Source organism: Rothia koreensis (assembly GCF_004136575.1).
Taxonomy (GTDB): domain Bacteria; phylum Actinomycetota; class Actinomycetes; order Actinomycetales; family Micrococcaceae; genus Rothia; species Rothia koreensis.
Map to the genome: position 1 here is coordinate 164,782 of NZ_NOIQ01000003.1, position 23,646 is coordinate 188,427.

General features: G+C 65.2%; 19 protein-coding genes and 1 tRNA gene. 13 read left to right on the plus strand and 7 right to left on the minus strand.

The window, feature by feature from the left end:
* The first annotated feature begins 47 nt into the window (after positions 1-47).
* Together EWU68_RS05350 and EWU68_RS05355 are read left to right on the plus strand one after the other, a co-directional pair.
* Positions 48-1,853: a glycerophosphodiester phosphodiesterase family protein gene (locus EWU68_RS05350; protein ID WP_129315080.1), complete on the plus strand. Its 1,806-nt coding sequence runs from the start codon at positions 48-50 to the stop codon at positions 1,851-1,853.
* Complete coding sequence (locus EWU68_RS05355) at positions 1,850-2,554, plus strand: DUF1868 domain-containing protein (protein ID WP_162421421.1); 705 nt, start codon at positions 1,850-1,852, stop codon at positions 2,552-2,554. The genes EWU68_RS05350 and EWU68_RS05355 overlap by 4 nt, the downstream gene beginning before the upstream one ends.
* Before the next feature lie 99 nt (positions 2,555-2,653).
* On the opposite strand, the gene EWU68_RS05360 is transcribed toward EWU68_RS05355, so the two are convergent.
* The gene (locus tag EWU68_RS05360; RefSeq protein ID WP_129315082.1) at positions 2,654-4,471 is read right to left on the minus strand and encodes an ABC-F family ATP-binding cassette domain-containing protein; all 1,818 of its coding nucleotides are present in this window, start codon (positions 4,469-4,471) and stop codon (positions 2,654-2,656) included.
* A 97-nt stretch (positions 4,472-4,568) separates the two neighbouring features.
* Here EWU68_RS05360 and EWU68_RS05365 point away from each other — a divergent pair.
* The 5 genes from EWU68_RS05365 to EWU68_RS05385 all read left to right on the plus strand — a co-directional run bounded on the left by EWU68_RS05365 (position 4,569) and on the right by EWU68_RS05385 (position 10,931).
* Positions 4,569-4,639, plus strand: a tRNA-Gln gene (locus EWU68_RS05365).
* 51 nt (positions 4,640-4,690) lie between these two features.
* Positions 4,691-6,166 (plus strand): bifunctional UDP-N-acetylglucosamine diphosphorylase/glucosamine-1-phosphate N-acetyltransferase GlmU, encoded by a 1,476-nt coding sequence (gene glmU, locus EWU68_RS05370; protein WP_129315083.1) that lies wholly within the window; start codon positions 4,691-4,693, stop codon positions 6,164-6,166.
* 3 nt (positions 6,167-6,169) lie between these two features.
* Positions 6,170-7,153, plus strand: a complete 984-nt coding sequence (locus EWU68_RS05375; RefSeq protein WP_129315084.1) for a ribose-phosphate diphosphokinase — start codon at positions 6,170-6,172, stop codon at positions 7,151-7,153.
* A 133-nt stretch (positions 7,154-7,286) separates the two neighbouring features.
* Positions 7,287-9,500: a glycosyltransferase family 4 protein gene (locus EWU68_RS05380; protein WP_129315085.1), complete on the plus strand. Its 2,214-nt coding sequence runs from the start codon at positions 7,287-7,289 to the stop codon at positions 9,498-9,500.
* 267 nt (positions 9,501-9,767) lie between these two features.
* The gene (locus EWU68_RS05385) at positions 9,768-10,931 is read left to right on the plus strand and encodes a glycosyltransferase (protein ID WP_238692335.1); all 1,164 of its coding nucleotides are present in this window, start codon (positions 9,768-9,770) and stop codon (positions 10,929-10,931) included.
* Between the two features lie 73 nt (positions 10,932-11,004).
* Here EWU68_RS05385 and EWU68_RS05390 read toward each other — a convergent pair whose 3' ends face one another.
* Together EWU68_RS05390 and EWU68_RS05395 are read right to left on the minus strand one after the other, a co-directional pair.
* On the minus strand, positions 11,005-11,271 hold the full coding sequence (locus EWU68_RS05390; RefSeq protein ID WP_129315086.1) for a hypothetical protein: 267 nt from the start codon (positions 11,269-11,271) through the stop codon (positions 11,005-11,007).
* The gene (locus EWU68_RS05395; RefSeq protein ID WP_129315087.1) at positions 11,268-12,143 is read right to left on the minus strand and encodes a nucleotidyltransferase family protein; all 876 of its coding nucleotides are present in this window, start codon (positions 12,141-12,143) and stop codon (positions 11,268-11,270) included. Before EWU68_RS05395 ends, EWU68_RS05390 begins: the two co-directional genes overlap by 4 nt.
* Before the next feature lie 309 nt (positions 12,144-12,452).
* Here EWU68_RS05395 and EWU68_RS05400 point away from each other — a divergent pair, with 309 nt between their 5' ends.
* The 5 genes from EWU68_RS05400 to sufU all read left to right on the plus strand — a co-directional run bounded on the left by EWU68_RS05400 (position 12,453) and on the right by sufU (position 16,456).
* Positions 12,453-13,130, plus strand: a complete 678-nt coding sequence (locus tag EWU68_RS05400; protein WP_165162105.1) for a VanZ family protein — start codon at positions 12,453-12,455, stop codon at positions 13,128-13,130.
* Positions 13,131-13,252: 122 nt separating this feature from the next.
* Positions 13,253-13,897: a 50S ribosomal protein L25/general stress protein Ctc gene (locus EWU68_RS05405; RefSeq protein ID WP_129315089.1), complete on the plus strand. Its 645-nt coding sequence runs from the start codon at positions 13,253-13,255 to the stop codon at positions 13,895-13,897.
* Between the two features lie 140 nt (positions 13,898-14,037).
* The gene (gene pth / locus EWU68_RS05410; protein ID WP_129315090.1) at positions 14,038-14,616 is read left to right on the plus strand and encodes an aminoacyl-tRNA hydrolase; all 579 of its coding nucleotides are present in this window, start codon (positions 14,038-14,040) and stop codon (positions 14,614-14,616) included.
* Between the two features lie 53 nt (positions 14,617-14,669).
* The gene (locus EWU68_RS05415) at positions 14,670-16,007 is read left to right on the plus strand and encodes a cysteine desulfurase (protein WP_129315091.1); all 1,338 of its coding nucleotides are present in this window, start codon (positions 14,670-14,672) and stop codon (positions 16,005-16,007) included.
* The gene (gene sufU / locus EWU68_RS05420) at positions 16,004-16,456 is read left to right on the plus strand and encodes a Fe-S cluster assembly sulfur transfer protein SufU (protein WP_129315092.1); all 453 of its coding nucleotides are present in this window, start codon (positions 16,004-16,006) and stop codon (positions 16,454-16,456) included. Before EWU68_RS05415 ends, sufU begins: the two co-directional genes overlap by 4 nt.
* A gap of 55 nt (positions 16,457-16,511) precedes the next feature.
* Here sufU and nhaA read toward each other — a convergent pair whose 3' ends face one another.
* Together nhaA and EWU68_RS05430 are read right to left on the minus strand one after the other, a co-directional pair.
* Complete coding sequence (gene nhaA / locus EWU68_RS05425) at positions 16,512-17,855, minus strand: Na+/H+ antiporter NhaA (protein ID WP_129315093.1); 1,344 nt, start codon at positions 17,853-17,855, stop codon at positions 16,512-16,514.
* Between the two features lie 128 nt (positions 17,856-17,983).
* Complete coding sequence (locus tag EWU68_RS05430) at positions 17,984-18,478, minus strand: DUF2505 domain-containing protein (protein ID WP_338049673.1); 495 nt, start codon at positions 18,476-18,478, stop codon at positions 17,984-17,986.
* 260 nt (positions 18,479-18,738) lie between these two features.
* On the opposite strand from EWU68_RS05430, the gene mfd reads away from it, so the two are divergent.
* The gene (gene mfd, locus EWU68_RS05435) at positions 18,739-22,374 is read left to right on the plus strand and encodes a transcription-repair coupling factor (protein WP_129315095.1); all 3,636 of its coding nucleotides are present in this window, start codon (positions 18,739-18,741) and stop codon (positions 22,372-22,374) included.
* Between the two features lie 124 nt (positions 22,375-22,498).
* Here the strand turns inward: mfd and EWU68_RS05440 are convergent, their stop codons facing one another.
* Positions 22,499-22,822 (minus strand): DUF1772 domain-containing protein, encoded by a 324-nt coding sequence (locus EWU68_RS05440; RefSeq protein WP_129315096.1) that lies wholly within the window; start codon positions 22,820-22,822, stop codon positions 22,499-22,501.
* 94 nt (positions 22,823-22,916) lie between these two features.
* Positions 22,917-23,594: a deoxyribose-phosphate aldolase gene (deoC, locus tag EWU68_RS05445; protein WP_129315097.1), complete on the minus strand. Its 678-nt coding sequence runs from the start codon at positions 23,592-23,594 to the stop codon at positions 22,917-22,919.
* Between the last annotated feature and the right edge of the window lie 52 nt (positions 23,595-23,646).

Sequence of the window (23,646 nt, forward strand, 5' to 3'; positions counted from 1 at the left end):
AGGCAGGTTCGTTGAGTACCCGGATTGCAAGAAGCGAACGCGAAGGAATGAAGCCGAGGCGGCGAAACAAGGCCTCAGGCGCTGCCCTCCTGGTGGCGCTCGCGATGGTTCTCTCTCTGATCAGCGTCAACCCTGCACGCGCAGGGGAGCCGGATGTGGCCCCATGCCCGGGATACCGGGAGATGTATCACCAGTTCGTCGACGGTCTGGTCGGGAACCGTCTCGGTTTTGCCGTACAGCACCGAGGAGCCTTCTCCACCGACGTTCCGGGCAACAGCCTGGGAGCCTTTCGGCGCTCCTTCGCTCTGTGCCAACCGGCTATCGAAACGGACGTGCGGACCACGAGGGACGGCCAGCTGGTCCTCTTCCACGATACGAATACCGGTTTGGCCCTCGAGCAGGGGTTCGACCCGGATACTGGGCAAGGACCGAATCCGGCCCTGTCCAGCGTGGACTACGCTGACCTGGTCACGAAGAAGCTGCTGACCAAGGACCGGCGTCCCACGGAATTCGAAGTTCCGACCCTGACTCAGCTGTTGTCGACCGCAGACGTGACTCAGGCCGCCACGCTGATGCATCTGGATGTCAAGGAACCTGACCAGGCCATCAGGATCGCCCGGGTGATCGACGATTACGAAACGTCCCACCCTGACTCCCACATGACGCAGCGGGTCGCGCTCAAGATACCGATCAATGAGTTTCCGCGGCCATCGGACTGGAAATCGTCACTGGACCGGGCCGGCGTCAAACGGACCATCATGGTGATCCCCATGATGAATCCCGGCACGGCCGCGAGCCTCGACACATCGGGGCACGCAGGACTGTCGATTGAGTCCCTGTCCGCGTGGGCCGCGGCGCCGGCCGCTGAAGCTCCCACCGTGGAAGTGTTGGTGAAGGATTCTTCTGATGTGCATGAGAAGCACCAGGAAAGCAGTCCGTTCGGCACATACGAGGCTCCGCACAGTCGAGATCCGGACAATGCCGAGAACGGGACGATGGCCGCAATGGCATTCATCGTCTCCTCGTACGGAAAGCCGTTGGGAAATTTCGTGCCGATACCGGACCGAATGTTGTGGGAGAACAAGACGTATTCGGGATACACGGTGCCGAATGTCGGAGGCGACCGCCGACCGTTCAACGTCACTGACGCGTTCTACAACGCTGACGGCCGGTGCTGCTACAACCTCGCCGACAAGCTCTCGCCCTCTCCGTACGGACAGGAAAAGTCCGACCTCCGTGAGAACATTGCGTGGCAGAGTGCGATGGGGGTCAGGATATTTACGGTCGACGACTCGGACTCGGTCCATACATATCTTTCCGATCAGGGGGTGCTGGACAAGAAATCGGTCACGAATCCGCAGCGACAGATCGAGGCCAGCAGATCGTGGTTGTACTGGCAGCTGCTCGGGATGCCCATTCCGAACGAACAGATGGTCTCTCTCAAAGCATGGCGCGGAGGCTCGTCAGCAATCTGGCAGGGCCAGGTATGCATCTTCAATTGGCGAGACCATCCGGCCTGGGCTACTTCGTGTCTCTACAACAAACAGTCCGGGTACTCCTGGGAGATGGAGATCTCCGTGGTGGACGACCACTACATGAGAATCAAGAATCAGCTGGACCAGCAATGCCTGATGTCCAAACCCGATGACCTGAGCTACGTGTATTGGACGGACGATTGCAACAGCCCACGGTCCAGATGGACGCGCCTGCCCGGAGACCAGTACATGGATGCGGACGGCCACTTCCTCACCTTCAGTTGGCAGGATCGGTATTCGTGGGGAGTCCCGTGGGCCTATCTCTGGCTGACCGACAAACAGGACAATCCGTGGAGTCACTGGAGCTTCGACGTATGAAACCACTCGATCGTCCCCTGGGCCCAGGACCGTGGGTCTCTGACGACGCCAAGCAGAAATGGAAGACACCCACAGAACCGCGGCGGTTCAGGGGATGGACGATCGTCTGTCACGTGCCTCAGGACTCCCCGTTGCTCTCCCACGTCGACGACGTCATGGACTGTCTTCACCATGACGCCGTACCGGGAACATGGTCCTACCAGCCGGCGAACAGCCTTCACATGACGATCTTTCCGGGTCTCGCGGAACGAGACCTGCAAAACCCCGAGACGCTGCCGAAGTGGCTCACCGCCGCGGACGACATCCTCACGATCAACCGTGAATGCCTGCGCCGGATCGAGGCGGCGTCGCCCCCGCCCGTGGGCCCTCTGTCCGTGCGGAGTGAGGGGGTCGGGTCGAGCAAGGGAGAAGTGCGGGTCGAACTGTCACTGCCCGAGGAGGACCAGAGAAAGCGGGTGGTCGCTTTCCGGGACGCCGTCCGGACCGCGCTGGATTGGGCCCCTGAAGGACACGAGGACTATCGATTCCACCTCACCTTCGCGTATCGGCTCAAGCAACCGGATCCGCCGAGCGGTGACAGCCTCGACGTGCACTCCGAGGTCGAGGAGTACGTTCCCCAGGGCACGCTTTTCGACCTCGAGGCTCCTGCCTTCTGCGTGATCGACTCGATGGTCTCTTTCCCGCCCATCCTGCGTTTCTGAGGCTCGCCGTTTCGGCCCCGCATGTGGGCGGCGGAACCTCGATGTCGCGGGAATCGGCCGACGACCTCACATCGGCCCGAGGGTTTGCAGACGTCCTGATCAGCCGACGACGTCGGACAGCTCGAGCCAGCGCATCTCCAGTTCGTCGATCTCGTCCTGGATCTCCTGGGCGCGCCGTCCGAAGTCGGCGAGTCCCTCGTAATCCGACTGGTCGTGGGCGGCCATCTGTTCGTGGAGGTCCTTCTTCGACTCGCTGAGGCGGGTCAGCTTCCGGTCGATGGCCTTCATTTCCTTCTGGGCATCGCGGATCTCGGCACCGGAACGGGTGGGCGCGGGCGCAGAGGAGGAAGACGAAGAGGAAGAGGGAGCAGGTGCGGGCTTCCCACGGTCCCTGGACTCGGCCTGCTCCTGCTCCCGCAGGTACTGGTCGATACCGCCCGGCATGTGTCGGAAGGAACCGTCCATGACCGCGAACTGCTGATCGGTCACCCGCTCCATGAGGTAGCGGTCGTGCGAGACGACCAGGAGCGTTCCCGGCCAGGTGTCCAGGAGATCCTCCATCGCGGCGAGCATGTCGGTGTCCAAGTCATTGGACGGCTCGTCCAGGATCAGCACGTTCGGCTCGTCGAGCAGGATCAGCAGGAGCTGCAGCCGGCGCTTCTGGCCGCCGGACAGATCGCGTACGGGCGTCGAGAGCTGGGCATTCGTGAAACCCAGCCGCTCGAGCAACTGCCCGGGGGTCATTTCCTTGCCATCCGCGACGTAACTCGTGCGCTTGCGGCCGATCACGTCCGAGACCCTGTCGTTCTGGATATCCTTCAGCTCGTCCAGCTGCTGGGTCAGGGTGGCGACCCGGACGGTCTTCCCATGCTTCACGCGACCCGATGAGGGGGCGACGTCGCCCGTCACGAGCCCCAGCAGGGTCGACTTGCCGGCACCGTTGACCCCGAGGATCCCGGTCCGCTCGCCCGGGGCGATGAGCCACGTGACATGGTCCAGCACGGGCTTCTCCCCACCCGAGGGGAGGGGGTAGGAGACCGAGACGTCCTCGATGTCCACCACGTCCTTGCCCAGGCGCGACACGGCCATCTGGGAAAGCTTCACGGTGTCGCGGACCGGCGGGACGTCGTTGATGAGCTCGTTCGCCGCCTCGATGCGGAACTTGGGCTTGGAGGTGCGGGCCGGTGCGCCGCGGCGGAGCCAGGCGAGCTCCTTGCGCATCAGGTTCTGCCTCTTGGCCTCGGCTGCTGCGGCCTGGCGGTCGCGTTCGACGCGTTGCAGGATGTATGCGGCGTAGCCGCCCTCGAAGGGCTCGACGACGCCGTCATGCACCTCCCAGGTTTCGGTGCAGATCTCATCGAGGAACCACCGATCGTGTGTCACGGTCAGCAGTCCGCCCTGCGACTTCGGCCACCGGTTCTTCAGATGGCCCGCGAGCCACGTGATGGCGCCGACGTCCAAATGGTTCGTGGGCTCGTCCAGCATCAGGACGTCCCAGTCGCCCACGAGCAGTTCCGCGAGCGCCACGCGGCGACGTTGTCCGCCGGACAAGGAATTGACGGGCGCATCCCAGTCGAGGTCCTGCACCAGGCCGGAGATGATGTCGCGGATCTTGGCGTTGGAGGCCCACTCGTATTCGGGGGTATCGCCGACGAGGGCGTAACCGACCGAGTGGTCATCGTTGAGAACGTCGGACTGATCCAGGTAGCCGATGCGGACGCCGGACCGCACCGTGACTCGGCCGGAATCCGGCTGAATGCGTTGGGCCAGCAGGGAGAGGAGAGTGGATTTTCCGTCTCCGTTCCTCCCGACAATGCCGATGCGGTCGCCTTCGGACACGCCGACCGTGACTCCCTCGAATACGGTCCGGGTGGGAAATTCGATGTGAAGCGCTTCGCCTCCGAGTAGATGTGCCACGGTGTTAAGCCTACGTGCTCCCTGACTCGCGCGAAGAACTGCGCGCATGCTTTGATACGATAGAAAACCGTTCGAGGGGCCGCGCCCCAGGGAACAATCCGCCTTGGTGTAATGGCAGCACAGCGGCCTTTGGAGCCGTTTGTCTAGGTTCGAATCCTAGAGGCGGAACGAGTTGGCGCATCCGCGCCGGCAGCCTCCACAACAAGGAGTCCACTTCTCTTGACCTCTGGTATTCAGGAAGCGCCCTCAGCGGTCATCGTTCTGGCCGCCGGTGCCGGCACTCGCATGAAGTCCTCGTTGCCCAAGGTGATGCACTCGATCGGCGGCAGGTCCATGGTCGAACACGCGATCGCCACCGCCCGTGAACTCCAGCCGGACCACCTCGCCGTGGTCGTCCGGCACCAACGGGACCGTGTCGTTGACCACGTGACGGGGTTCGACGAGAACGTGCTCGTGGTCGACCAGGACGAAATCCCCGGGACGGGCCGGGCGGTCGAGGTCGCCGTCGACGCCCTGGACGGATTGGGCCAGGGCGAGATCGAGGGGACCGTCGTCGTGACCTACGGCGATGTGCCGCTCCTGACCTCGTCGACCATCGGCGATCTGACCACGTACCACCGCGAACAGGGCAACGCAGTGACGGTCCTGACCGCGAACCTGGAGGAACCCGGTGGCTACGGCCGTATCCTGCGCAACGAGGGCGGCGAAGTGACCGCGATCGTCGAGGCGAAGGACGCGACCCCGGAAGAATTGGCCATCACCGAGGTCAACTCGGGGATCTATGCTTTCGACGCCGCCGCTCTCCGTGAGTCCCTCAAGGCGGTCACCACGGAGAACGCCCAGGCCGAGAAGTACCTGACCGATGTTCTCTCCATCGCCCGCGTCAACGGGCGCCGCACCTCCGCCCTGACGGTCGAGGACCGTTGGGAGGTCGAAGGCGCGAACGACCGCGTGCAACTCTCGGAACTGGGGCGCGTGCTCAACCAGCGGATCACCGAGAAGCACATGCGCAACGGCGTCACGATCGTGGACCCCGCGACCACCTGGATCGATACCACGGTGCACATCTCCAATGACGTCACGATCCTCCCCGGGACGCAATTGCACGGGCAGACGGTGATCGAAACCGGTGCCACCGTGGGGCCGGACACCACGCTGACCGACGTCGTGATCGGTGAGGGCGCCAGCGTGGTCCGGACGCACGGCTCGGGTGCACGGATCGGTGCACGAGCGACCGTCGGTCCCTTCGCGTACCTGCGTCCGGGGACGGTCCTCGGGGAAGAGGGCAAGATCGGCACGTTCTGCGAGACCAAGAACGCCGACATCGGTGACGGCTCCAAGATTCCTCACCTGACGTACGCCGGCGACGTCGAGATCGGCGAGAACTCGAACATCGGCGCGGCTTCGGTGTTCGTCAATTACGACGGCGTCAACAAGCACCGCAGCGTCATCGGATCCAACGTCCGCATGGGATCCGACAACATGTACGTGGCCCCTCTCCACGTGGGCGACGGTGCATATTCGGGTGCCGGCACGGTGATCCGCGAGGATGTCCCGCCGGGCGCCCTGGTCATCAACGAAGCTCCCCAGCGCAATGTCGAGGGCTGGGTCGAAAAGAAGCGTGCAGGCACGCCGGCGGCGGAAGCCGCGCGGAAAGCGCGCGACACCGATGCGAACAGCAGCGAGGAAGGCTAGCCCATGACCCAGACCATGACGAATCCAGGGGAAAAGAAGCTCGTCCTGGTGACGGGAAGGGCGCACCCCGATCTCGCGGAGTCCGTCGCCGACGAGCTCGGATGCGACCTTCTTCCCGCGTCGGCCTACGACTTCGCCAACGGCGAGACCTACGTCAGGTTCGAGGATTCCGTGCGCGGCGCGGACTGTTTCGTGATGCAGTCCCACCCGGCACCGATCAACCAGTGGCTCATGGAGCAGATCATCATGATCGATGCTCTCAAGAGGGCTTCGGCCCGCCGGATCACGGTCATCGCTCCGTTCTATCCGTACGCGCGTCAGGACAAGAAGCACAAGGGCCGCGAGCCGATCTCGGCTCGCCTGATCGCCGACCTCTACAAGACCGCCGGCGCGGACCGCATCATGAGCGTGGACCTGCACACGGCCCAGATCCAGGGCTTCTTCGACGGCCCGGTCGATCACCTCATGGCCATCCCGCTGCTCGTCGGTTACGTCAAGACGCGTGTCGACCTCAACAACGTCACCGTGGTCTCCCCGGACACCGGCCGCGTACGTGTGGCCGAACAGTGGTCGGAGATGCTGGGCGGCGCACCGCTGGCCTTCGTGCACAAGACACGGGACATCTCGGTGCCGAACCAGGCCATGTCCAAGACGGTCGTCGGAGACATCGAGGGCCGCTCGTGCGTGCTGATCGACGACATGATCGACACCGGCGGAACCATCTCGGGCGCCGTGAAGGTCCTGCAGGACGCCGGGGCCAAGGACGTGATCATCGCAGCGACGCACCCGGTCTTTTCCGGTCCCGCCTGCGAACGTCTTGAGAACTCGGGCGCCAACGAAGTCGTGGTGACCAATACGCTCCCCGTGCCGGAGGAGCGCCAGTTCGAGAACCTCACGGTGCTCTCGATCGCGCCGCTGATCGCGCGCGCCATCAAGGAGGTCTTCGAGGACGGCTCGGTCACGAGCCTGTTCGGCGGAGTCGGCTAGGAAGCTCGACCGGTGTCACGGGATATGGGCCCGTTCCGCCGGTACTGATCGTGTCATGGTGGGGGAACATGCACAACAAGTGTGTCTGCGGGGGATCTGGACACCGGAGGGCGGCTCCTGATCGGCCGGAGCCATGGCTGTAGGCGTGCCGCGGGTCCTCTGGATTGTTCCCGTGTCGGAGTACGGAGGAGTGGCCAGGCACGTGCTCGACGTCGCCCGGGCCGGTCTGCCGGGATGGGACGTCACGGTGCTGTGCCCCGAGGGGGAGCTGGCAACCCGCCTGCGCGACCAGGGGTCGCGCGTCATCGCCGGTGCATTCGGTCCGCGAGCGGGCTTCCTCCGTTCGGCGCGAACCCTGCATCGCATCGTCCGTGGGCTCCGGCCTCACGTGGTCCACACCCACCTCGCCTATGCCGACGTCGTCGCCGCGGCCGTGATCGGCGGGATGAAACTTGCCGCGGTCATGCCCGGGGTCCGTCCGGCACCGGCACTCGTGTCCACGGAACACGGCATAGCGCCCCGGGGCACGACCTACCAGACGTCCTTCCGGCGAGCACGCATCATGAACCTGTTCCACACGGCCAGACTGCGCGTCACCGATGGGGCGATCGCGGTCTCCGCATCGACTCGTCGCCTCATGGTCGAGACATGGCGTGCGCGTCACGTACGGGTGGTGCGCAACGGCATCGACGTCCCCGCCGTGCGTGAGGCCGTGGACCGTGAACGTGCTCGGATCCCGCGCGTTCGCGGGCCCCGGTATCTGACGCTGTCCAGGCTCGCACCCGAGAAAAGGATCGACGCCGTGATCCGGGCCTTCGCGGTCGTCGCGGCGCAGGAACCTTCCGCGGTGCTTCGCATCGCGGGAGAAGGACCGGCCGAGGACGACCTGGTGGCCCTGGCCCGGGACCTCGGCGTGGAAAAGTCCGTCGACTTCACGGGCTTTCTCGAGCCGGAGGCCGCGCTGGCATGGACGGATGTGCTGGTGCAGGTCTCCGAGTGGGAGAACTGCTCCTACACCCTTCTGGACGCGGTGGCGGCCGGGGTGGCCGTCGTCGCGACCGACGTCGGCGGCAACCGCGAGATCCTCGACGACGACGCACTGATCCCGCCCGAGATCATCCGTGACACGTCGGCCGATCACGGGTGGTTGCTGCCCGACGCCCTGCTCCGGACCGCGTCTTTCCAGATCCCGGCGCCCCGCGATGACCGCCTCGCATCGCTCCACGAGATGGTGAGCGGAATCGTCGCCGCCTACCCGGACCCGAACCGCTCGGAGGCCACGACGAGAAACCGGGCATCCGGTCGGCGTCTGTTCCTCGCGACGAACAACGGCGATATTGCCGGTGGGGAGGTCATGTTGTTCGCCATGGCCCGGGCGGCACGCGACCTAGGGCGCGAGGTCGTCGTCGTGGCACCGACCTTTCCGCGCGACGTCGTGGACCGTGCCGAGCGAGAAGGTTTCCCCGTCCACAGGATCACGGCGCGGAATCGCGTGCAGTACATGCTGGGCCTCGCGGCGTTCGGGGTGACGCATCGATCGGACTGGATCTGGTGCAACGGTCTGGTGCCCTCGTTCGCGCTCTCGGGTCGTCCCCGACGGGTCGTGCACCTGCACCAGGTCCCGGTCGGCATCCGTCGGCCGCTGTGCGCGATCGCGACAATCGGGGCAGGAACGTGTCTCACGCCGTCGCCCTACACCTCGGACCGCGTGCCCGGAAGCCGGATCTTCGACAACTGGGTTCCGGAAGTATCCTGCCGCGAGCGACGCTCTCGTCCGGAAGGGACGATCCGGGTCGGCCACCTCGGGCGAATCAGCCCGGGCAAGGGAGTGGTGACTTTGGCGGATGCCTGCGCGCGGCTCATCGAGGAAGGGATGGACCTCGAACTGAACGTAGCCGGTGGCCAGCGGTACGTGGGACGGAGCGAGGCGGCCACGGTCGACAGGGCGCTCGCGCGAGTACCCGGGAACAGGTTGAACCGGACAGGAAACGTCCCGGTCGGGGAGTTTTTCGACCGCGTAGACCTCCTGGTCTGCGGTTCGACGATCCCGGAAGCGTTCGGACTCGTGGCGGCCGAGGCCATGAGCGCGGGTCTGCCCGTGGTCGTCAGCGACGCCGGGAGTCTGCCTGACGTGGTGGGGGAGGGCCACCCGTGGATTTTCGTCGCGGGCGACGTCGATTCCCTCGCCGAAACCCTGCGCCGCGCGATTCACGCGCTCACGACCTCCGACGAATCCGTCCAGGCCGTGATCGCGGCTGCCCGTGAACGGTGGCGTCGAAAGTATTCACCGGAGGCCGCTGCCGTGCGGATGCGCCAGGTCCTGGACGAGCTTGATGTGCCCGCCTGAAGTTGCTGGGCCAGGAGACACTATGAACCCCTTGGCCACAGCATGGGTCGTCATCACACGGGGGAACGGAACGGCTCGCCACGCGCGCCCTGCATCACGTCGCCGGAGGCTACGAGGTGAGGTACAAAAGATACGGCGGGCAGGACATGTGCACGGGATGCCGGTCGACCGGGAAGAGGATCGCTGGTCGCATCGATCCGGAACCGTCCGCGGGCTTCGCCGGAACGCCGCACCCCACAGCACGGGCCGAAATTTCTAGGAGTATCGATGTATCGCACCATGGCACGCGTGGCCGAACATCTGATGTCCGGGAGCCGGGAGCCGGACTGTCCGTTGGCCATAGCCCACGATTACCTGACCCAACGCGGCGGTGCCGAGCGCGTGGTCCTGGCCCTGCACCGGATCTTTCCCGAGGCGCCCATCTACACGACGCTCTACGACCCTGATGCCACCTTTCCGGAGTTCAAGGACGCGGACATCCGGACCTCGGCACTGAACAGGATCGGACTGCTCCGGAGGAACCACAGGCTCGCGCTGCCGCTGCTGCCCCTGGTCTCGACGCTGTTCCGTGTGCCAGCCCGACTCACCGTGGTCTCCTCGACGGGGTGGGCGCACGGATTCCGAGCGACCGGCAAAATGGTGGTGTACTGCCACAGTCCGGCGCGATGGTTGTACCTGAGCGACCAGTACATGGGAGAGGGCGCGGAGGCCAAGGCCGTCGGACTGTTCCTGAGGGTCCTGAAACCTTCGCTCATCAGATGGGACAAGTGGGCGGCGCGCCGACTCGACCAGCCATATATCGCCAACTCCACGGTGGTGCGAGACCGTATCCGGGCGGCCTACGGCGTGGCCGCACCCGTCATTCACCCGCCGCAGAGCGTGGACGCCCAAGAAGCCCAGGCCCCGGTTCCGGGCTTCGACCCCGAGGACGGAGGGTTTTTCCTGGTCGTTGCGCGCTTGCTTCCCTACAAGAACGTCCATCGCGTCATCGAGGCGGTCCGTGGAACCCGTCATCGTCTGGTCGTCGTCGGAACGGGGCCTCTCGAGCAGGAGCTGCGCTCCCGTGCCCCGGCGAATGTCCGGATGCTCCACAATCTCGACGACGCCCAGATGCGGTGGTGCTATGCGCATTGTTCGGCCGTGGTTGCCGTGTCCCACGAAGATTTCGGAATAGCGCCCCTGGAAGGCGCCGCCTTCGGCAAACCGACCATCGCGCTGCGGGCCGGCGGTTTTCTGGACACGGTCGGGTCGGGGGAGACGGGCGCCTTCGTCGACTCTCCGACGCCGGCCGGCATCCGACGAGCCCTGGACCAGTTCGACCCCTCCCGTTTCGACGGCGAGGTACTGCGTCAGCACGCGGAAGAATTCGGTCAGGCCCGTTTCGAGGACCAACTCAGGACAATACTGAGGGACCTCGGCGAGGAGGTCTAGGCCCCGGCGACCGGACATCAGGGGCCGTCGTCGCGAATGGTGCGGCGGTGCAGCGATGGCTTCGGCCGCTCATTCACTCGTGGAGGTACCCTCCAGCCTCGAGTTCACGGAACAACCGCTCCGACTCGGGGCGAATATCGGCCGTGGGAACCTCGTAGAGGGCCGACATTTCTTCGATGCTCTCTTCGAGGCTCGCTCCGTCGGCCCAGGACAACCACAGGTCGATCGCTGTGCCGGACAACTGGAGCGGTTGATGGTCCGGGACCCGGGCGATGAGGCACTGCGGTCCGTCCGGTCCGCTCGTTACGACCCAGGCGACGTCGCCCGCAATCCGGGTCATGGGCTTTCCCTTCCTTCCGAACCCTTGAGGACCCCACGGACACGCTGCCCGATTTCGGTGCCCGCCTGGCGTACGCGGCCCACCCATTCGGTGGCGACGTCGGCGCGGGAGGGGCGGCGCCCGAGCCGCATCGCCAAGTGGTCCTTGTTCACCAGCAACGACGACGCCGCGACCCGTGCCTTGGCGCGCAGCGTCCGAGCCGCCGAGTACCGAGCCACCCATTCGTCGATCCTCGAACCTCCCACGGTCATGTACTTCCACAGCAAGTAGTCCGGGTGGTGCCTGTAGTCACCAAGTTCTCCCAACGAGGCGGCCAGCGCGATCTCCGCGCCGAACTCGGCGGCCCTGCGCCTCATCCGCTCCAGGTCGCGGGGTGACAGAACTCTGCGCAAGTATTGGATGTCCAGGCTGCCGCGCCACCCATCCCGCCCCGCATGAAGCATGATCAGCAGAATCTGGTCGGCGTCGGAGGGGACGGCGCACGGGTAATGGGCGATGGGCAATGACTGCCGCGTGGCCCACAGGCGCTCGAAGTTTTCCTCGGCGTGGGCGTCCATGCCGGGGAAATAGCGGTGGATGTCCACCGCTCCCCACCACGGATGCCGGAAGGTTGCCGCGTGGTGGAAGGCCGACCCGGACGAAAAGTCTGTCACTTTTTCCCACCCGTCCGTCACCAACCGATGCGTGAAGACTTCGACGTGCCCCGGGCGCACCAGAATGTCCGCATCGGTGCTGTGCCGGTTGCTGCGGTAGAAGCCCTCCGTCGCGGCATAGCCCTTGACGTGGAGGATATCGGCTTCGCACGCGGTCGCGACGGCCTGCAGACAGGCGTGGGCGAGGCGGATGCGGCCACCCAATTCGACGGCGTCCATGATCGCGCTCAGGCCCAGGAACTCCGGCCGGTCAGGACACTCGCACCGGGGTTCGGGCGCAGACCCGTTTCCTGCCCCGGAGCACGGGAGGCTCGATGCGTCACGGTACAGCGCAAAAGAATGTTTGCACTGGTCAGACTAATAAATTTCGATATTCTCATGTGATTCCTCAAGGGTAGCCCCCATCTGCCCAGAAGGGATTTCGCGCTGCACATCCGAAATGGAGTCTCGAGTAGAATCGTGAAAGATTCTCGAGACCCGGGAATGGGCGATACCAAATCTAGCACCGCAACGGGAGAACACGTGCGCTTGTCTACAACCCTGGTGCCGAACAGGCGGGATATCGGTCACGGCGACGTGCTGCGTACGGTCCGCAGATCCGCGATCGCCGTGCTGGCCGGCCTCCTCACGATCGCGGCATGGTGCTTCTTCTGGCCCGACGGGTCGCTCATCGGGAGCATCTTGGTGAGCATCTGGTCCTGGTTGACGCCGACACCGTGGCTCCACGAGCACATCGGACCCAGGGTCGTGGAACAAGGGATGAATGCCGCGGTTTTCGTGCCGTTGACCGCGTGCCTGGTTCTGGCATTTCCGCACATTCGGATCAGGGTGTGGTGGATTCTCTCCGCGCTCTGCTCGTGTTCGATCGAATTGTTCCAGCTGCTCTTTCTTCCGGGACGAGTATTCGACCCTGTCGACGCCGTATTCAATTCGATCGGAGGAATTCTCGGATCAATTCTGGGCCTGATGCTGCTGCGTCGGATTCTCAGGGCACGCGCCCCTGGTGACTCTCGAAGGGCGCCTGCCCTCGAAGGGCGCCTGCTCCGGGAGGACGTCGTCGACGAACCCCGGGCAACGGGTTTCGTGCCACGGGCCGATCCCGTCGGACCCAGGATCTGCGTGAGGCAGGTTGCGGAATCCCGGGCTTGCCCGGAAGTCGGGGAAGACCGCATAATTGAACAGCATGCCAAGGCGAGGGAGGAATGATCCTCCGTAATCGACGATGGCTGGTCAGCGAAACACCGTGGGAGATGTCCCGTGCGGAACCGCGCCAGTTCCAATCAACTTGGCGCACGTCAGAACCGTTCCGACACGAAAGGTGATTCAGCATGGCTGATCGTACAAAGATCTCCGCGGAAAACCGCAACGAATTCGGCAAGGGCGCAGCCCGCCGCATCCGCCGCGAGAGCAAGATTCCCGCCGTCATTTACGGCCACGGGGAAGACCCCGTCCACATCGTTCTTCCGGGCCACGCGACCATGATGGCCGCCCGTAACCCCAACGCGGTCCTCTCCCTGGACATCGAGGGCAAGAGCCACCTCGCCATGATCAAGGACATCCAGCGCCACGCGATTCGTCCGGAGATCTACCACGTCGACCTGCTGACCGTTCGTCGCGGTGAGCGCGTTGAGGTCGAAATCCCCGTCACCGTCGAGGGCGAGGTCGCACCGGGCAACCTCTGGACCCAGCCCGAGCAGGTCGTCGTCGTCGACGCCGATGCTCTGGACGTTCCCGAGGAGGTCCTCGTGTCGATCGACGGCCGTTCCGACGGCGAGCACGTGACCGCCGCGGATCTCCTTCTTCCCGAGGGCGTCAACCTCGTCTCCGAGGAAGACCTGATCATCGTGAACGTCTCCCAGGAGGTCGAGCAGGACCTCGGCGAAGAGACCGAAGAAGAGACCGAGGGCGAGGAAGCCGAAGAGGGTGCCTCCGAGGACAACTCCTCCGAGGAATCCGACGAGGACAGCGAGTAACACTCGCCGAAACCTCGAGAAAGGCCCGTCGATGCGTATCGACGGGCCTTTCCCTTGTCCGTTGCTCGTGAGCGAGTCAACGCCACCGAGCCCATCCGCACAACGACGACGCCGGGCGACCCGGCCTGGAGGAGAACATCATGGCCGAAACCTGGCTGGTCATGGGACTGGGAAACCCCGGCCCCCAATACGTCAACACTCGTCACAACGTCGGACAGATGGTCGTCGATACCCTGGCCCGCAGCATGCAGGCTTCGTTCAAACGCCACAAGACCGGTGCCGTCGTCGTCGAGGGCCGGCTCGGAATCGGTGGGCCCCGCGTGGTCCTGGCCAAATCCACCGGGTACATGAACACCTCGGGCGGCCCCGCCTCGGCCCTCGCGAAGTTCTACGAGGTCGATCCGGACCACGTGATTGCCGTGCACGACGAGATCGACATCCCTTTCGACACCCTCAAGCTCAAACAGGGCGGGGGAGAAGGCGGCCACAACGGTCTGCGGGATATCTCGAAGGCCCTGGGGACCAAGGGCTACCTGCGTGTTCGCGTCGGTGTGGGTCGCCCTCCCGGACGGATGGATACCGCCGACTACGTGCTCAAGAATTTCTCGTCGGCCGAGGCCAAGCAGTTGCCGGCTCTCCTCGAGGACTCGGCGGATGCCGTCGAGCTCGTCATGACCCAGGGCCTGACCGCGGCCCAGCAAAAATTCCATGCACGTTAAGCCGCAAGGCACCCCGGCAGATATCCGCGGATGCTGGTCCTAGGATGGGGGCCATGAGCAATTCGACCCGCCAGAATTCTCCGTCCGCGACCGGCCCCCTGGACGACACGAAGGTTCGGAGCCTGCTCCAGGACTTTCCGATACTCGCCAGGCAAGACGGTGAGGACCCGTTGGTGTACCTCGACACGGGGGCCACGAGCCAGAACCCCTCTGCCGTGCTCGATGCCGAACGGGACTACTACGAACACAGCAATTCGGCCGTCCACCGCGGAGCCCACAGCCTGGCGGTGACCGCGACCGACGCGTTCGAGGACGCCCGGCGCACGGTGGCCGATTTTGTCGGCGCCGCGGAGAACGAACTGGTCTGGACGTCGAACGCGACCGAAGCGATCAACCTGGTCGCCTACTCGTTCTCCAACGCTTCCGCCGGGTTGGGCGGACCCGAAGCCGAACGATTCGCGCTCGGGCCAGGGGACGAGATCGTGACCACCGAAGCCGAACACCACGCGAACCTCATCCCATGGCAACAACTGGCGGCCAGGACCGGTGCGACGCTGCGCTACATCCCGTTGGGCGAGGACGGCCTGTTGGACGAGGACGCCGCCCAGGACATCGTCGGGCCGGCCACGAAGGTCTTCGCCTTCACCCACGTCTCCAACGTGCTCGGATCGGTCACCGACGTCCCGAGATTCGTCCGGCTGGCCAAGAAATACGATGCCCTGACGGTCCTGGACGCATGCCAGTCCGTCCCGCACATGCCGGTCGACTTCGGCGACCTCGGAGTGGATTTCGCGGCCTTCTCCGGGCACAAGATGCTGGGTCCCACGGGGATCGGTGCCCTGTACGGCCGATACGACCTTCTCAAGTCCATGCCCCCGTTCCTGACCGGCGGATCCATGATCACCAAGGTCACCATGGACGAGGCACAATTCATGGAGCCGCCCATGCGGTTCGAGGCCGGCACGCAGCGCGTCTCGCAGGCCGTGGCGCTGGCCAGCGCCGTCCGGTATCTGGACGAGATCGGGATGGAGAACGTGCACGCGTGGGAGGCCGAGCTCGGCCGTCGGCTCGCGGAAGGAGTCTCACAGATCGACGGCGTCCGTCTGCTCGGTCCGGCTCCCGGCACCGAACGTGCGGGGCTCGTGTCGATCGACGTCCATGGGGTCCATCCCCACGACGTCGGGCAGCTCCTGGACAGCAAAGGTATCGCCGTCCGGGTGGGGCACCACTGCGCCCAGCCCCTGCATCGGCGGCTGGGAATCAACGCCTCGACTCGGGCCAGCGCCTACCTGTACAACACGACCGCGGACGTGGACCGGTTCCTCGACGCCCTGGGGGACGTCCGACCCTTCTTCGGGCTGGGCGGCGCATCCGACGGAGAACGGCAATGAGCGATCTCGACCAGTTGTACCAGCAGGTCATTCTCGATCACTCCCGACGCCGTACGGGCGAGGGCCTAGAATCCGCCGGTTCCCGACACACCGCCGAGAACCACCAGTACAACCCGACGTGCGGGGACGAGATCAATGTGCGAGTGAGCCTGGACGAGGCCGGGGACCGGGTGGAGAGCCTCACCTGGGAGGGCGACGGCTGCTCGATCTCGATGGCCTCCGCCTCCGTGCTCTCCGAGATGGCACCCGGCATGAGCATGGGGGAGTTCGCGACCACGGTCGACCAATTCCGTGAGATGCTGCGGTCTCGCGGTCAGATCGAACCGGACGAGGAATCACTCGGGGACGCCGCAGCGTTCGCCGGGGTCTCCAAATTCGTGGCGCGGGTCAAATGCGCCATGCTGGCCTGGGTCGCGGCGGAGGAAGCCGCGAAGGAAGCGGCCCTCTGAGCACCACCGATGCTTCTCGTGCGGGGAGCCCCGGTCGCGCAGGACCGATTCAGGACTACTCCGGGTCGTCCTGAGACCGTGCCTGTGTCGCCTCGGATTCGTCCGGGGCGCCGCCGTCGTAGGTGTCCACCGGGACTCCTTGAGCACGGAGACGCTTGTAGTGGGCGTTGCGCATGCCCAGCAGAATTCCGCCCAAGATCGCCGAGAGCAGGGAACCGGTCAGCACACCGACCTTGGCGTGATCATCGTGGATCGTGCCCAGGCCGAAACTCAGCTCCGCGACGAGCAGCGCGACGGTGAAGCCGATGCCGCCCATCATGGCCAGCCCGAAGACGTCGATCCACTTCATGTCCTCATCGATCTCGGCCCCGGAAACCCGAGTCAGAATCCACGTCGACCCGAAGATTCCGATGGTCTTGCCGACCACGAGTCCCACGACGACGCCGATGGCGACGGGGTCCGTGAAAGCATCGACGATCCCGGACCAACCGCCCACGGCGACGCCCGAGGCGAAGAACGCGAACACCGGGATCGCGATACCGTTCGACAGCGGCGAGAAGCGATGGGACAACCGGGGTGCCAAGCCGATCGGGGCCTCACCGGCCTGCGGTTTGGAACGGTGAAGCACCGGAACCATGAAACCGAGCACGACGCCGGCGATGGTTGCGTGGATGCCCGCCGAGTAGATGAGCACCCAGGTCACCACGCCGATCGGCAGCAGGATGACCCAGGGAGCCCACCGGCTGTGGGCGAAGAACCGCGGCCACCGGTGGGTCAGGACCCAGAACAGGGCCGCGGGCAGGATCGCGAGCCCGAGGTACAGGAAATTCACGCCCTCCGAATAGACGAACGCGATGATCACGATGGCGATCAGGTCGTCGACCACGGCCAAGGTCAGCAGAAAGGTCCGCATGGCCGTCGGCAGCGCGGAGCCCACGACCGCCAGCACGGACACGGCGAACGCGATGTCCGTGGCCGTGGGGGTGGCCCATCCTCGCAGGGTCGCGGCGTCGCCCCAGAACAGGTTGATGGCGGCGTAGATCAGGGCGGGCATGGCCACGCCACCGAAGGCCGCGACAACCGGAACGATGGCCTTCTTGATCCGACGCAACTCGCCGTCAACGAACTCGGATTTCAGCTCGAGCCCGGTCATGAAGAAGAACACGGCGAGAAGGCCTTCGGAGGCCCATTCGCCCACCGTGTGGAAGGCGCTGTCGACCGCGGGTATCCCGAGGTGGGCGTCGCGCAGACCGAAGTAGCCATCGGCCATGAAGGAATTGGCGAACAGCAGCCCGAGGACCATGGCCGCGATCATCAGCAGTCCGCCGGTGTTGCCGTCGCGCAGCTTCGAACCGAACGTGCTCTGGTGGTAGCCCTCTTGCTCGAGTGTTGTGGTCATGTCTTCCTCAGGGTGCGAGATCGTGGGGGTCCGCTCTTACGCTAACGGCGCCTCCCGGCCTCCACCGAATCTCGTGACGACGAGGTTGTGTGGGATGGCCTGGAGGCGCCGCGAGCGAGGGGCTGGGATCAGCCGTGGTTCTTGATCCAGTCCTCGGCGGTCGTGCTCTGGAGGGACAGGGCCTTGCCGATGTACGGCTCGGCGGCGGAGGAGATCTTCTTGCCGACCAGGGGAATATTGGCCTTGACCTCGCCCTCGACGTCGACGACGGTCTGCTCGCCCTGGGAGGCGAGATCCTGGTGCGCGCTCGCCGAGACCGGCATTCCGGCGACGTCGATCGACGTCTCGACGCTTCTCGAACCGTTCTCCTGGGGTGCACCGTACTTGTCGACCTGAGTCAGCTTGACCCCGTTGCCGACGAACTTCTGGGCGACGCTGGGAACCTTGTCCGCACCGACACCGCGAACGGTGGTCACGGTGAAGGCACCGGAGGTCTCGCCATCGACGTTCAGCGACTCGAATTCGACGCCGGCCTTCTTGGCCACGTGGCGGGCGAAGTCCTCCGACGTGAAGGCCTCGAGGACTTTGTCGATCGGCGCGTTGATGGTGTGCGATTCTTTCATGGCCATGGATGTCTCACTTCGTGTCGTCGGATGGTTCAGGCCTCAGTCTAGCGGGCAGGAGACTCTCGACCGGGAGGGTTTCGCGGTGGGGTTAAGCCCGGAGCATGCGGGCGTGGAGCCCGCGAAGCGACCGGCGTAATGTAGTATCCGTTCGGCCCGAGACCGAACGTGCCCGCGTCCGGAACGGAATTCGGGCGCATTTCTGCGTGCCCGGAAACGGGCGCGATCACCGCCCCCAACCACTCAAGGACCGTCATCTCATGAGCCTCACCGGGTTGCGCACAGCCCTCGACCAGGAACCCACGTTCGCGAATGTCCTGGCGCAGGCGTCCCGATCGGCATCCGAACGGTCCGCAGAAACCGTGATCGGGGCGGCCGAGGGGCTCAGAGCGCCGTTGCTGGCCCAGATTGCGGACGGACTCTCGACCGCCACGTCCGCCGGTGGCGCGGGACGGGAGGGCAACCATGCTCCGGTCGTGCTGGCGATGACCGCGACCGATCGCGAGGCCGAGGACCTCGAGGCTGTTCTGGGGTCGTACATCGATCCGCGCAGTGTGACCCGGTTCCCCGCGTGGGAGACATTGCCCCACGAACGGCTGTCGCCGAGGTCGGACACCGTGGGCCAGCGCCTGGCGGTCCTGCGTCGGATGTCCGAGGCCGACGACGACGTCCGGGTCGTCATCGCTCCCGTGCGCTCCGTCCTCCAGCCCATTTCGGCCAGCCTCGAATCCATGAAGCCGGTCCGCCTGGAAGTGGGGGAGGAACACGACTTCGAGGAAACGGTCGAGGCGCTGTCCGCCGCCGCATATTCCAGGGTCGATCTGGTGACCAAGCGGGGCGAATTCGCCGTGCGCGGCGGAATCATCGACGTCTTCTCTCCCGTCGAGGACCACCCGGTGCGCATCGACTTCTTCGGCGACGAGATCGACACCATGAAATGGTTCGCGGTCGCCGATCAGCGCACCTTCACGCCCAAGGGCGAGGAAGACCCCACGGAGCTGATCGCTCCACCGTGCCGGGAAATCCTCATCACCCCCAACGTGATGTCCCGAGCGGCCAAGCTCAAGGACACTCTTCCGGGGGCCGAATCCATGCTCGAACGCATTGCCGGCGGCATCTACGTCGAGGGCATGGAATCCCTTGCCCCCTTGCTGGTCGACGAGATGACGACGCTGATCGCCTCGCTTCCCAGCGATTCGATGACCGTGCTTCTCGAGCCGGAGAAGATCCGGGCCAGAGCGGCCGACCTGGTTGCCACGAACGAGGAGTTCCTCCTGGCCGCGTGGGAGCAGGCGTCCAACGGACAACAGGCTCCCATCGACATCAACGAGACCGGTCTCGCCCAGGCCAGCTTTATGGCCGTCGCGGACGCGCGCCACGAGGCCCTGGACCTGGGCCACGGCTGGTGGTCCATCACCTCTCTCGGGGTTGACGAAGCCATCGAGGACGAAGCCGACAGCCTGACGATCGCGGTCCGGGCTCCTCTGACTTTCGCGGGGAACGTCGACGCCATGCTCGAGGTGGTCGGGGACCACGTGCGCAACGGATGGCAGGTCGTCGCCGTGACCGACGGGCCGGGCCCGTTGAACCGGCTCGCCGAGCTCTTCCAGTCCGCGGACCTGCCGGCCGCCCGGAGAGACGACCTGACCGAGGAACCCCAGGCCGGCATCATCGAGTTGACCACGGCCCCGCACGGGACCGGGTTCGTCCTCGAGGACGCCAAAATCGCTCTGCTGACCGAGTCCGACGTGCTGGGGAAGGCGAGCCCCTACACCACGCGTGACATGAGGAAACTGCCGGCGCGGCGTCGTCGGAATGCGGTGGATCCGCTCGCTCTGAAGCCTGGGGACTACGTGGTCCACGAGCAGCACGGCATCGGCCAGTTCGTGGAACTGATCCAGCGGCCGATCGCAGGGGCCATGATCAAGCCTGGGCAGCCGAAGCCCATGAAGGAGTACCTGGTCCTCGAATACGCATCCTCCAAACGTGGTGCGCCGAGGGACCGGCTCTTCGTGCCGACGGATCAGCTCGACCAGGTCACCAACTACGTCGGTGGCGACGCACCCACGCTGTCCAAGATGGGCGGATCGGATTGGGCCAAGACCAAGTCCAAGGCCCGCAAGGCCGTCAAGGAGATCGCGGCCGATCTCATCCGGCTGTATTCGGCGCGCATGGCCTCGCGCGGTCACGCCTTCGGCCCGGACACCCCGTGGCAGCGGGAGCTCGAGGAAGCATTTCCCTATGTCGAGACCCCGGACCAGTTGACCACGATCAACGAGGTCAAGCACGACATGGAGCGGGAGATTCCCATGGATCGCCTGATCTCCGGCGACGTGGGTTATGGCAAGACCGAAGTTGCCGTGCGTGCGGCCTTCAAAGCCGTCCAGGACGGAAAACAGGTCGCGATCCTGGTTCCGACCACCCTCCTGGCCCAGCAGCACTCCGAGACCTTCACCGAACGTTTCAGCGGTTTCCCGGTGCGCGTGTCCACATTGTCCCGCTTCCAGACGCCCAAGGAGTCCAAGGCCGTCGAATCGGGGATCTCGGACGGCAGCATCGACGTCGTAATCGGAACTCATCGACTGCTCTCCTCCGACATCACGTTCAAGGATCTGGGGCTGGTGATCATCGACGAGGAGCAGCGCTTCGGCGTCGAGCACAAGGAGAAGCTCAAGACGCTCCGGACGAACGTCGACGTCCTGGCCATGTCGGCAACCCCGATTCCCCGGACACTCGAGATGTCGCTGACGGGTATCCGTGAGACGTCCACCCTGGCGACGCCGCCCGAGGAGAGACACCCGGTGCTGACGTTCGTGGGGCCGCACACGGAGAAGCAGGTTGCCGCGGCGGTCCGACGCGAGCTCATGCGCGAAGGCCAGGTGTTCTACGTGCACAACAGGGTCTCCTCCATCGACCGCGTGGCTTCCGATCTGCAGAAGCTCGTTCCCGAGGCCCGTATTGCGGTCGCCCACGGGCAGATGAGCGAGGCTCGCCTCGAGCAGATCATCGTCGACTTCTGGGAAAAGCGCTTCGACGTGCTGGTCTGCACCACGATCGTCGAGACCGGGCTGGACATCTCCAACGCCAATACCCTGATCGTCGACCGCGCCAACAATTACGGCCTGTCCCAGCTCCACCAGCTCAGGGGGCGCGTGGGCCGCGGGCGCGAGCGGGCCTATGCGTACTTCCTGTACCCGTTGGAGAAGCCGTTGGGCGAGGTCGCGCTCGAGCGACTCAAAGCCGTTGCGGCGCACAACGAACTCGGCGCGGGCATGCAGCTGGCGATGAAGGACCTGGAGATCCGTGGTGCCGGCAATCTGCTCGGTGGCGAGCAGTCGGGCCATATTGCGGGCGTCGGTTTCGACCTGTACCTGAGACTGGTCGGCGAGGCCGTTGCCGACTACCGCGGCGAGGACCAGGAAGAGGCCCCGGCCGAGATGAAGATCGAACTTCCGGTGGACGCCCACCTCCCGCACGACTACGTGCCGGGGGAGAGGCTTCGCCTCGAGGCCTACCGGAATCTTGCGGCCGCCGCGAGTGATGAAGCGGTGGACGACGTCGCCGCGGAACTGCGGGACCGCTACGGCGAGCTGCCGCAGCCGGCCGAGAACCTGCTCAAGATCGCCCGCCTGCGCATCAAGGCGCGGGCGGCCGGCCTCACGGAGATCATGGTCATGGGACCGAAGATCCGTTTCTACCCGGTCGACCTGGCCGAGTCGAGGCAGATGCGACTCGACCGGATGTATCCGCAGTCGATCACGAAGGTCGTCCAGGGCACGGAACAGAAGCAGGTCCTGGTTCCCAAACCGAAGTCGGCCCCGGTGGGAGGCAAGGACCTCGTGGACGACGAGATCCTGGACTGGGCCGAATCGTTCATCGACGCGATCCTGGCGTAGCGCGCGAGGCTCCGGGTCCCTCGGGGTTCAGATGCGGCTCGGACCGGGTCGCGCAGAAAAGCGCCCCGCCCGGGCAAGCCGGTGCGGGGCGCTGTCAACGCGGTGCGGTCATTCCTCGCGGCGTCTAGAGCTGAGTGAGTTCCTTGCCCGAGGGGGAGTCCTTGGCGGTCTTGCTCCTCAGGATGTTGAGCGGAACCATGAAGGTCAGTCCGTAGAGCACGATGGCGATCGCGAACGGCAACCAGGCCTTGGAATCGGAAATCCACAGGCCGAAGCAGTAGAACGATGCAACCAACAGAATCATGCAGAACACGAAGTTCAGCAGGTTGGTCACCAGGTGGCCCTCTCCCGAGTGGCTGCGCACCTTCTGGTTGGTCCGGTATTGCTTCGAGTTCTGAGCGGGGCCGGACGCGCCGGGCCTGAACGCCGATTCTTCTCCGTGGGTCATACGGTCCTCATTCCTCAAGGTTGGTCACCCGCGCGCCACAGCGGACAGGCACGCGGACGGATGACGAGTCCATTCCAGTATAGGAGCTGTGGGACTATCTCGCGTCCCGAACGATCTCGATGCCTTTGGAGGCCCCGATCCGGGTCGCACCGGCCGCGATCATGCTGAGTGCGTCCTCGCGGCTGCGGATCCCTCCCGAGGCCTTGACGCCGATGTCGGGTCCCACGGTCTCGCGCATCAGCGTGACGTCGGCGACGGTTGCGCCGCCCGTCGAGAAGCCCGTGGACGTCTTGACGAATTCGGCACCCGCAGCCACGGCGGCCCTGCACGCGAGCACTTTCTGGTCGTCGTCGAGCAGGCAGGCCTCGATGATGACCTTGAGCAGCCCCTGACGGTCGTGGACCGCGTCGGCGACGGCACGAATGTCAGCGACCAGGGCCTCCTCATCACCCTCGAGGGCCGCCGCGATATCGATGACCATGTCGATTTCTCGGGCGCCGTCGGCGAGGGCCGTTGCCGCCTCGAAGACTTTCGCGTCGGTCGTCGTCGCGCCGAGCGGGAAGCCGACGACGACGCACGGCACGGGGTCATGCCCCTCGAGCTCGTCGGCGACGAGTTCGGCCCAGACGGGGTTCACGCACACGGAGGCGAATCCGTGCTCGCGCGCTTCGCGGCACAGACGAAGCACATCCTCTTTCCGCGCATCCGGGGCCAGGATCGTGTGATCGATCATGCCGGCGAGGTTCGAGGGAAGGTCGGTGGATTCAGTCATGAGCTCTCCATTCGGGATGACCGTCCGCGGCGGAAGGGACGGGAAAGAAGCG

Coding starts and splice junctions, on each gene's coding strand:
- EWU68_RS05350 (WP_129315080.1), top strand. CDS start 48: ATGAAGCCGAGGCGGCGAAACAAGGCCTCAGGCGCTGCCCTCCTGGTG.
- EWU68_RS05355 (WP_162421421.1), top strand. CDS start 1,850: ATGAAACCACTCGATCGTCCCCTGGGCCCAGGACCGTGGGTCTCTGAC.
- EWU68_RS05375 (WP_129315084.1), top strand. CDS start 6,170: ATGACCCAGACCATGACGAATCCAGGGGAAAAGAAGCTCGTCCTGGTG.
- EWU68_RS05380 (WP_129315085.1), top strand. CDS start 7,287: ATGGCTGTAGGCGTGCCGCGGGTCCTCTGGATTGTTCCCGTGTCGGAG.
- EWU68_RS05385 (WP_238692335.1), top strand. CDS start 9,768: ATGTATCGCACCATGGCACGCGTGGCCGAACATCTGATGTCCGGGAGC.
- EWU68_RS05390 (WP_129315086.1), bottom strand. CDS start 11,271: ATGACCCGGATTGCGGGCGACGTCGCCTGGGTCGTAACGAGCGGACCG.
- EWU68_RS05395 (WP_129315087.1), bottom strand. CDS start 12,143: ATGGACGCCGTCGAATTGGGTGGCCGCATCCGCCTCGCCCACGCCTGT.
- EWU68_RS05405 (WP_129315089.1), top strand. CDS start 13,253: ATGGCTGATCGTACAAAGATCTCCGCGGAAAACCGCAACGAATTCGGC.
- pth (WP_129315090.1), top strand. CDS start 14,038: ATGGCCGAAACCTGGCTGGTCATGGGACTGGGAAACCCCGGCCCCCAA.
- EWU68_RS05415 (WP_129315091.1), top strand. CDS start 14,670: ATGAGCAATTCGACCCGCCAGAATTCTCCGTCCGCGACCGGCCCCCTG.
- sufU (WP_129315092.1), top strand. CDS start 16,004: ATGAGCGATCTCGACCAGTTGTACCAGCAGGTCATTCTCGATCACTCC.
- nhaA (WP_129315093.1), bottom strand. CDS start 17,855: ATGACCACAACACTCGAGCAAGAGGGCTACCACCAGAGCACGTTCGGT.
- EWU68_RS05430 (WP_338049673.1), bottom strand. CDS start 18,478: ATGAAAGAATCGCACACCATCAACGCGCCGATCGACAAAGTCCTCGAG.
- mfd (WP_129315095.1), top strand. CDS start 18,739: ATGAGCCTCACCGGGTTGCGCACAGCCCTCGACCAGGAACCCACGTTC.
- EWU68_RS05440 (WP_129315096.1), bottom strand. CDS start 22,822: ATGACCCACGGAGAAGAATCGGCGTTCAGGCCCGGCGCGTCCGGCCCC.
- deoC (WP_129315097.1), bottom strand. CDS start 23,594: ATGACTGAATCCACCGACCTTCCCTCGAACCTCGCCGGCATGATCGAT.